Here is a 7,834-nt window from a genome sequence, read left to right as displayed (position 1 = left end):
CCCCGGCGTGCAGCCGCCGACCCTGATCACCTCCGATCTCGAGGCGATCTATGAGTTCCGCGCCCGCCAGGGCGATATCGTGCTCAAGCCCCTGAACGGCGCGGGCGGCTCGGGCGTGGCCCGGCTGCTGGCCGACGACCCTAATCTCGACGCCATGCTGGACCTGCACCGGATGATCAGCCGCGAGCCGGTCATCGCACAGAAGTACGTGCCCGCGGTGGTGAAGGGCGACAAACGCATCCTGCTGGTGGACGGCGAGCCGGTGGGCGCCATCAACCGCGTGCCCAGCGCGGGCCAAATCCGCTCCAACCTGGCCGTGGGCGGTCGCGCCGAAGCCGTCGAGCTGACCGCGCGGGATCTGGAACTCTGCGGGATCATCGGTCCCGAGCTAAAGCGCCGGGGCCTGATGTTCGTCGGCATCGACGTGATCGGCGACTACCTCACCGAGATCAATGTGACGTCGCCCACGGGGGCGGTGGCCTTGAAAAGGTTCACCGGCGTCGATGCGACAGTCCTGCTCTGGGAACGCGTTGAAGCGATTCGCGCCACAGTCTAGCTTCTGAGATGAGAAGAGTGGTCTAGGCCACGGAAACTTCTCATCTTCTCTATAGGTTCCTTTTTTGTTCTTGATCCGACCCGCGCGCCGTGCTGGGGTTGTGGATAAAACATGCTCAAACCGGGGACGTGAGCCATGGCAGCACGGGTCGTCACGCTGGCGTTTCAAGGGGTTGAGGCGCGCCGCGTCGATGTCGAAGTGCAGCTCACCGGGGGCGAGTTCGCCTTCATCGTGGTGGGGCTGGGCGACAAGGCTGTGGGCGAAAGCCGCGAACGCGTGCGGGCGGCCTTCTCAGGCCTTGGCCTGGCGCTGCCAGGCAAGCGCATCATCGTCAACCTGGCGCCGGCCGACCTACCCAAGGAAGGCAGCCACTACGACCTGCCGATCGCCCTGGCCGTCATGGCCGCCATGGGCGTCATTCCCCCCGACCGGCTGACCGAATGGGCGGCCATGGGGGAGCTCTCCCTCGACGGTCGCATCGTCCAGGTGGCCGGCGCCCTGCCCGCCTCGGTGGCGGCGGGCGCCATGGGCCTCGGCTTGATCTGTCCCGAGGCCTGCGGGGCGGAGGCCGCCTGGGCCGGCGACACCCAGATCCTGGCCGCGCCCTCGCTGATCTCCCTGGTGAACCACTTCCGCGGAACCCAGATGCTGGGGCCGCCCAAGCCCGGCGCCATCCTCGACGGCGAACGGGTTCCGGACCTGAAGGACGTCAAGGGCCAGGAGAACGCCAAGCGCGCCCTTGAGATCGCCGCGGCGGGCGGCCACAACCTGTCATTCACCGGACCACCTGGCTCGGGCAAATCGATGATGGCCGCGCGCCTGCCTGGCCTCCTGCCCCCGCTCTCGCCCGCCGAGCTGCTGGAAACCTCGATGATCCATTCGGTGGCCGGCCTGATCGCCAAGGGGGAGCTGACCCGGGCGCGGCCGTTCCGCACCCCGCACCACTCGGCCACCATGGCGGCCCTGACGGGCGGTGGCGTCCGCATCAAGCCGGGCGAGGTGTCGCTGGCCCACAATGGGGTGCTGTTCCTGGACGAACTGCCGGAGTTTTCCGCCCAGGCCCTGGACAGCCTGCGCCAGCCCCTGGAGACCGGCGAGGTGGTGGTGGCCCGCGCCAACGCCCACGTCCGATATCCGGCCCGCTTCCAGCTGGTGGCCGCCCAGAACCCCTGCAAGTGCGGCCACGGCGGGCCCGGACGCGGCGCGTGCGGCCGCGCGCCCCGCTGTCAGACCGACTATCAGATGAAGGTCTCCGGCCCATTCCTTGACCGCATCGACCTGCAGATCGACGTGCCGCCGGTCAGCGCCGCCGACCTGGCCCTGCCGGCGCCCTCGGAGGGCACCGCCGAGGCCGCCGCCCGCGTGGCCCAGGCTCGCGACCTGGCCGCCGAGCGGGCGACGAGGTCGGGCCATGAGCAGGCCGCGCCGGTCAACGCCCGGGCCGAGGGGGAATGGCTGGAGATCATCGCCGAGCTTGATCCCCAGGCCAAGGCCCTGCTGGCCAGGGCCGCCGAGGCCAATGGCCTGACCGCGCGGGGCTGGACCCGCACCCTGCGGCTGGCCCGCACCATCGCCGACCTCGAGGGGGCTGGGCCGATCAAGCGCGTGCACGTGGCCGAGGCGCTGATCTATCGGCGGGTCGGCGCGGGCGGCCTAAGCCCGGTGGGCTAGAGCCGGCGCTGGCTGGGCGATCGTGGCCGCCGCAGTTTGACCGCCCGTTAAGTGGCTGCGGCCTAGGGTCATCCCATGGCCCGCAAAACCCCGACCACCCCCGCCCCCGACGCCCGCGTCAGCGCCGAGCAACTCGCCTCGCTCAGCCACGAGTTCCGCACCCCGCTGAACGGGGTGCTGGGCATGGCGCGACTGTTGGAGGGCACCGGGCTCACGGCCGAGCAGAAGGCCTATGTCGCGGCCCTGCGGGAGTCCGGCGAACACCTGCTCGCCCTGGTCAACGACGTGCTGGATTTCGCCAAGCTGGGCGCCGACAAGATCGAACTGCACCCGGCCACCATGGACCTGGAAGGTCTGCTGCGCTCGGTGAGTGAACTGCTCTCGCCCCGCGCCCAGGAAAAGGGCCTCGAGGTCGCCTGGGCCGCCCCTCCCGGCATCGGCCAGGCCCTGGCCGACGAAGGCCGCCTGCGCCAGATCCTGCTCAACTTCGCCGGCAACGCCGTGAAGTTCACCGAGACCGGCGGGGTCCTGCTGAGCGTCACCGAGCGCGACGGCTCGCGCCTGCGCTTCAGCGTCTCCGACACCGGCCCCGGGGTCACCCAGGCGGCGCGGGAGAAGATCTTCGAGGCCTTCGCCCAGGCCGACCCCTCCTATGACGGCGCCCAGCTGGGCGGCGCGGGGCTGGGCCTGGCCATCGCCCGCAAGCTGGCCAGCGCCATGGACGGCGAGGTGGGTGTCGAGGACGCGCCCGGCGGCGGCGCCCTGTTCTGGTTCGAGGCGGCCTTCCCGCGCCTGCCCCAGGGCCGGGAAGCCATGCTCTCTGGCCAGGTGGTGGGGATCATGTCCCCCAACTCCGTGGTGGCCGAGGCGGCCCGGATGCAGATCGAGGCGGCTGGCGGGGTGCCGGTCAACGGCCAGGACCGGATGGCCGAGGTCCTGCTGGTGGACCACGCGCTGGCCCCCAGCTGCCCGCCGGACGCCCGGCCGGCTATCATCCTGCTGCCGCCGGACCAGAGGGCGCGGATCGACAGCTATCGGGCCCAGGGCTTCGCCGGCTATCTGATCAAGCCCCTGCGGCGGGCCTCGGTGGCCGAGCGCGTGCTGGCGGTCCTGGGGGCCGAGGCCCACCCCGCAGAGGCGATGGAGGACGAGCGGATCGCGCCGGCCATCGCCCCCGGCGCACGGGTGCTGCTGGTGGAGGACAACGCCATCAACGCCCTGTTGGCCCGCACCCTGCTGGCCCGCGAGGGCTGCAAGGTCGACCATGCCGGTGGCGGCGCGGAGGCCATGGCCGCCCTCAAGGTCGGCCGCTACGACCTGATCCTGATGGACATGCGCATGCCGGGCATGTCGGGCCTCGACGCCACGCGAGCCCTGCGCGCCTCGGGCCTCGACACCCCGGTGGTGGCGCTGACCGCCAACGCCTTTGAGGAGGACCGTCACGCCTGCCTGGCGGCCGGCATGAACGACTTCCTGGTCAAGCCGCTCGCGCCCGACGCCCTGCGCGGGATCCTGGCCAGGCTGACCCGCGGCGGCTGGACGGAAACGCCGGACCGCGCCAAGGTCGGCTAGGTCGGGGGCCGCCCCCGGCGCCGATCTCGGGGGAGGCCGCCATGACCATCGAAGCCGCGCCGAAACGCAGCGCCTGGAGCGCCATCAAGGTCTATGGCGAGCGCCGCGCCCTGGTCATGCTGGCCCTGGGCTTCGCGTCCGGCCTGCCCAACCTGCTGATCTTCGACACCCTGTCGGCCTGGCTCCGCGACGCGGGGCTGAGCCTGGAGGTGATCGCCTTCTTCAGCCTGGCGACCCTGGCCTATTCTCTCAAGCTGCTATGGGCCCCGATGATCGACCGGGCGGCCATACCGGGCCTGACCCAGTGGCTGGGCCACCGCCGCTCCTGGATGCTGGTCTGCCAGGCCCTGATCATGCTGGGCCTGTGGCTGATCTCCGGCGTCGATCCCAAGACCAGCCTCGGCCTGATGGCCGCCTTCGCCGTGTTCGTGGGCTTCACCTCGGCCACCCAGGACATCGTCATCGACGCCTGGCGCATCGAGGCGGCCGACACCGAGAAACAGGGCGCCATGGCGGCCGCCTACCAGTGGGGCTACCGCATCGCCATGATCGTGGCCGGCGTCGTGCCGCTCGCCATGTCCGACGTGGTGGGCTGGAGCCTGTCCTACGCCCTGATGGCCGGACTGATGGTGGTGGGTGTCCTTGGCGTTCTGGGGGCGCCGCGCGAGGCCAAGCACATCCTGCGCGACATCGATTTCCAGGGCGTCGCGGGAGTTCCGTGGCGCGACGGGATCGAGTGGGTCATTCGCCTGGCCATCGTCCTGCTGGGCGCCCTGATCTTCGGCTCGGGCCTCGCGGGCAACGCCACGGTCCTGCAGTCGGTCACCGCCGCCATCGGCCAGCCCCAGCTGGGCGACGCCATCAAGGCGGCCTGGGAAGCCAAGCCCTTCGGGGTCTTCGCCCAGGTGGGGGGCATCCTCACCGGCGTGGCGCTGATCGTGGTGGCCGCCCTGCCGATCCCCGGCGCGCCCACCCGTCCCGGCCGCTACCTGTCGACGGCGCTTGGAGCGCCCTTCATCGACTTCTTCCGGCGCTATGGCGACGTGGCCGGGCTGATCCTGGCCCTGATCTGCGTCTACCGCCTGAGCGACTTCGTGCTCAACATCATGAACCCGTTCTACATCGACCTCGGCTTCGACAAGCTGCAGATCGCCGAGGTCCGCAAGGTGCTGGGCGTGGTCATGTCGGTGATCGGTGTCGGCCTCGGCGGCTTCAGCGTCGCGCGACTAGGCCTCATGCGCTCCATGGTCATCGGCGCGTTCGCCGGCCCCATCTCCAACCTGGTCTTCGCCTGGCTGGCCTTCCAGGGCCCCAACCTCTGGGCGCTCAGCGTCGCCATCGGGGTGGACAATATCGCGTCGGGCTTCGCCGGCACCTGCCTGATCGCCTACATGTCCAGCCTGACGGGCGCCGGCTTCACCGCCACCCAGTACGCCATGTTCTCGTCCTTCTACGCCCTGCTGGGCAAGCTGGTGGCGTCGCAGTCGGGCAAGGTGGTGGAGGGCTCAGCCAAGGCCGCCGACCAGGGCGGCATGTTCGCGGGGCTCAAGACCCTGTTCACCGGCCTGCCGCCGGAGACCTTCGCCAGCGCCATGGAGAAATCCGGCGTCACACCGGCCGCCCTCGGCTCCGGCTATGTGGTGTTCTTCGTCTATTCGGCTCTGCTGGGGGTGCTGGGGATCATCCTGGTCTTCATTGTCGCGGCGCGGACCGCCGACATGCCGGCCGGTGGCTCGGAAACGGTGGCTGAGGCCGAGGCCTAACTCACACCGCTCATCCCCGCGAAAGCGGGGACCCAGGCTTTTTCTCCGCGACCAATCCTGGCCCAGCTTGAACCTATCGAGGTCAGCAAACCAAAAACACCTGGGTCCCCGCTTTCGCGGGGATGAGCGGATTTTGGATCAAGTGGTGGAAAGGCAGATCACCTGGGCCACCCGCAGGTCGCGGCGCAGGGCGTCTGCCACGCGGCCGTAGTTGTCGGTGGTGACGCTCTCGCCGACCGCGAAGCTGGCGGGGCGTTCGTGGGCCTCGGACATGGCCGCCCCCAGCGTCTCGGGCGCGGTGGTGTAGATGCGGCCCCGGCGCGGGGCCTCGGCCACGGTCACCCCGATCACCCTTCCCGCGCTGTCGAGGGCCGGCGCGCCGGAGAGGCCCGCGAGCGTCCCCTTCAGGCCATCGGTGCGGCCGGTCTCGGCCCAGACCAGGACCGGCTCGGTGCGGGCCCCACGGCCCCGCACCACCAGGTTCTCGCGCCCCAGTAGCCGCGAGGTGGCCTCGCCGGACTGGCCCTGGGGGAAGCCCGGATGATAGGCGCGGTCGCCCCGGCGCAGCTTCTGGTCAAGGCCCAGAGGCAGGGGCGGCGCCCCGCCCTCGGTGGTCAGGATGGCGGCCTCGCCGCGCTGGTCGATACGGACCTTGGCGGCCACACCGCGGCCTTCGGCCACCACGATGGCGGCCTGGGTGCAGCCGTCCACCACGTGGCGGGCGGTGACCCAGACCCCGCGCTCGGCCACGGAAAAGGCGGTCCCCAGCCCCGGCTCAGCCTGGGCCGGGACGTCCACCACGATGGAGGGATCAAACGGTGAGGCGGGCCCCAGCGGCACGCCCTCTTCCCCGGGCACCGGCGGCGGCGGCGGCGGGGCGTCGGCGCGCTCCTGCCGGCCGACCGCGGCGATCAGCAGCGCCAGCACCACAGCCGCATAGACCAGCCAGTCCGGCAGCTTGGGGAAGTGCATCGCGCCTTAGCCCGCCACGGCGGCGGCGAGGATCAGGGCGGTGGAGAGCTTGGCGCCCACCAGCAGGGCGGCGGCCGACAGCTCACCCTCCTGGATGCGCTGGGGCAGGCCGCGCAGCAGCATGTCCACCAGGCGGAAGATCAGCAGCTGCACAACCACCGTCGAGGCGCCCCAGATGCCGATCTCGATCAGGGATGTCGACGCCGTCAGCGACACCGCCAGCGGGATGGCCAGGCCGATCATGACCCCCCCAAGCGAGAGGGCGGCGGCCGAGTTCCCCTCGCGGATCAGGGCGATCTCGCGGTGCGGGGTCAGCAGGACGTAGAGGACGCTGCCGAGGAAGAGGATCAGGACCGTCAGTCCCGCATGCAGCAGGGTGATGGGAAAGCCGGTGGCGAAGGCCTGGATCTCAGGCGACTGGAGCTCTGGCGGCATCGGAACCCTTGGGCGAGGAACTGGCGAGCCTCATCGTTAGCACGGACTTTTCGCCGAGGCGAAAACCGTTCAGGCGGCGGGCGAGTCCAGCACCTCGGGCTCCGCCGCGGCCTTGCGCCGGGCGCTGGCGCGGACCTTCTCGCTCTCGCTCTTCAGCTGGCCGCAGGCCGCCAGGATATCGCGCCCGCGCGGGGTGCGGATCGGCGAGGCGAAGCCGGCCCGGTTGAGGATGGCGGCGAATTTCTCGATCGCCCCCCAGTCGGAACAGACATAGTCGGTCCCCGGCCAGGGGTTGAAGGGGATCAGGTTGATCTTGGCCGGGACGCCCTTCATCAGCTTCACCAGGGCCAGGGCCTCGGCGGGGCTGTCGTTGACGCCCTTGAGCATCACATATTCGAAGGTCACCCGACGCGCGTTGGACAGGCCCGGATAGGCGCGGATCCCGGCCATCAGCTGCTCGATCGGGTACTTTTTGTTCAGCGGCACCAGCACGTCGCGCAGGGCGTCGTTGGTGGCGTGCAGGGAGATGGCCAGCATGGCCTGGGTGCGGTTCCCCAGCGCCTCCAGCTCCGGCACGACGCCCGAGGTGGAGACCGTGATCCGCCGCCGCGAGATGGCGATGCCTTCGCCGTCGGAGATGATGTCGATGGCGTCGGCGACATTGTCCAGATTGTAGAGCGGCTCGCCCATGCCCATGAAGACGATGTTGGAGAGCCGGCGGTCCTCCTTGGGGGACGGCCATTCCTCCAGGTCGTCTCGGGCCACCTGCACCTGGGCCACGATCTCGGCGGCGGTCAGGTTGCGCACCAGGGCCTGGGTGCCGGTGTGGCAGAAGGTGCAGTTGAGCGTGCAGCCCACCTGGGAC

6 protein-coding genes and 1 pseudogene are annotated in these 7,834 nt (G+C 70.5%); 4 read left to right on the top strand and 3 right to left on the bottom strand.

The window, feature by feature from the left end; genetic code table 11:
* The 4 genes and pseudogenes from RMO97_RS09450 to RMO97_RS09435 form a co-directional block, all read left to right on the top strand.
* Positions 1 to 556: pseudogene (locus tag RMO97_RS09450) on the top strand (glutathione synthase); the annotation flags it as partial.
* Between the two features lie 135 nt (positions 557 to 691).
* Positions 692 to 2,227, top strand: a complete 1,536-nt coding sequence (locus RMO97_RS09445) for a YifB family Mg chelatase-like AAA ATPase (protein WP_310540606.1) — start codon at positions 692 to 694, stop codon at positions 2,225 to 2,227.
* Between the two features lie 75 nt (positions 2,228 to 2,302).
* Positions 2,303 to 3,799 carry a response regulator gene (locus tag RMO97_RS09440; RefSeq protein ID WP_310540605.1) on the top strand — a complete coding sequence of 499 codons (1,497 nt, stop codon included), beginning with the start codon at positions 2,303 to 2,305 and terminating at the stop codon, positions 3,797 to 3,799.
* Positions 3,800 to 3,840: 41 nt separating this feature from the next.
* Positions 3,841 to 5,562 (top strand): AmpG family muropeptide MFS transporter, encoded by a 1,722-nt coding sequence (locus RMO97_RS09435; protein WP_310540604.1) that lies wholly within the window; start codon positions 3,841 to 3,843, stop codon positions 5,560 to 5,562.
* Positions 5,563 to 5,700: 138 nt separating this feature from the next.
* Here RMO97_RS09435 and RMO97_RS09430 read toward each other — a convergent pair whose 3' ends face one another.
* From RMO97_RS09430 to rlmN, 3 genes are all read right to left on the bottom strand, one after another.
* Complete coding sequence (locus RMO97_RS09430; protein WP_310540602.1) at positions 5,701 to 6,534, bottom strand: serine protease; 834 nt, start codon at positions 6,532 to 6,534, stop codon at positions 5,701 to 5,703.
* A 6-nt stretch (positions 6,535 to 6,540) separates the two neighbouring features.
* Positions 6,541 to 6,969, bottom strand: coding sequence for a DUF350 domain-containing protein (locus tag RMO97_RS09425; protein ID WP_310540599.1), 429 nt, complete (start codon positions 6,967 to 6,969; stop codon positions 6,541 to 6,543).
* 69 nt (positions 6,970 to 7,038) lie between these two features.
* A partial coding sequence (rlmN, locus tag RMO97_RS09420; protein WP_310540596.1) for a 23S rRNA (adenine(2503)-C(2))-methyltransferase RlmN occupies positions 7,039 to 7,834 on the bottom strand: 796 nt, incomplete at its 5' end.

It is taken from the genome of Phenylobacterium sp. (genome assembly GCF_031425575.1).
In the GTDB taxonomy this organism is placed as follows: Bacteria; Pseudomonadota; Alphaproteobacteria; order Caulobacterales; family Caulobacteraceae; genus Phenylobacterium.
This window is presented reverse-complemented; position numbering and strand designations above follow the sequence as displayed.

Coding starts and splice junctions, on each gene's coding strand:
- RMO97_RS09445 (WP_310540606.1), top strand. CDS start 692: ATGGCAGCACGGGTCGTCACGCTGGCGTTTCAAGGGGTTGAGGCGCGC.
- RMO97_RS09440 (WP_310540605.1), top strand. CDS start 2,303: ATGGCCCGCAAAACCCCGACCACCCCCGCCCCCGACGCCCGCGTCAGC.
- RMO97_RS09435 (WP_310540604.1), top strand. CDS start 3,841: ATGACCATCGAAGCCGCGCCGAAACGCAGCGCCTGGAGCGCCATCAAG.
- RMO97_RS09430 (WP_310540602.1), bottom strand. CDS start 6,534: ATGCACTTCCCCAAGCTGCCGGACTGGCTGGTCTATGCGGCTGTGGTG.
- RMO97_RS09425 (WP_310540599.1), bottom strand. CDS start 6,969: ATGCCGCCAGAGCTCCAGTCGCCTGAGATCCAGGCCTTCGCCACCGGC.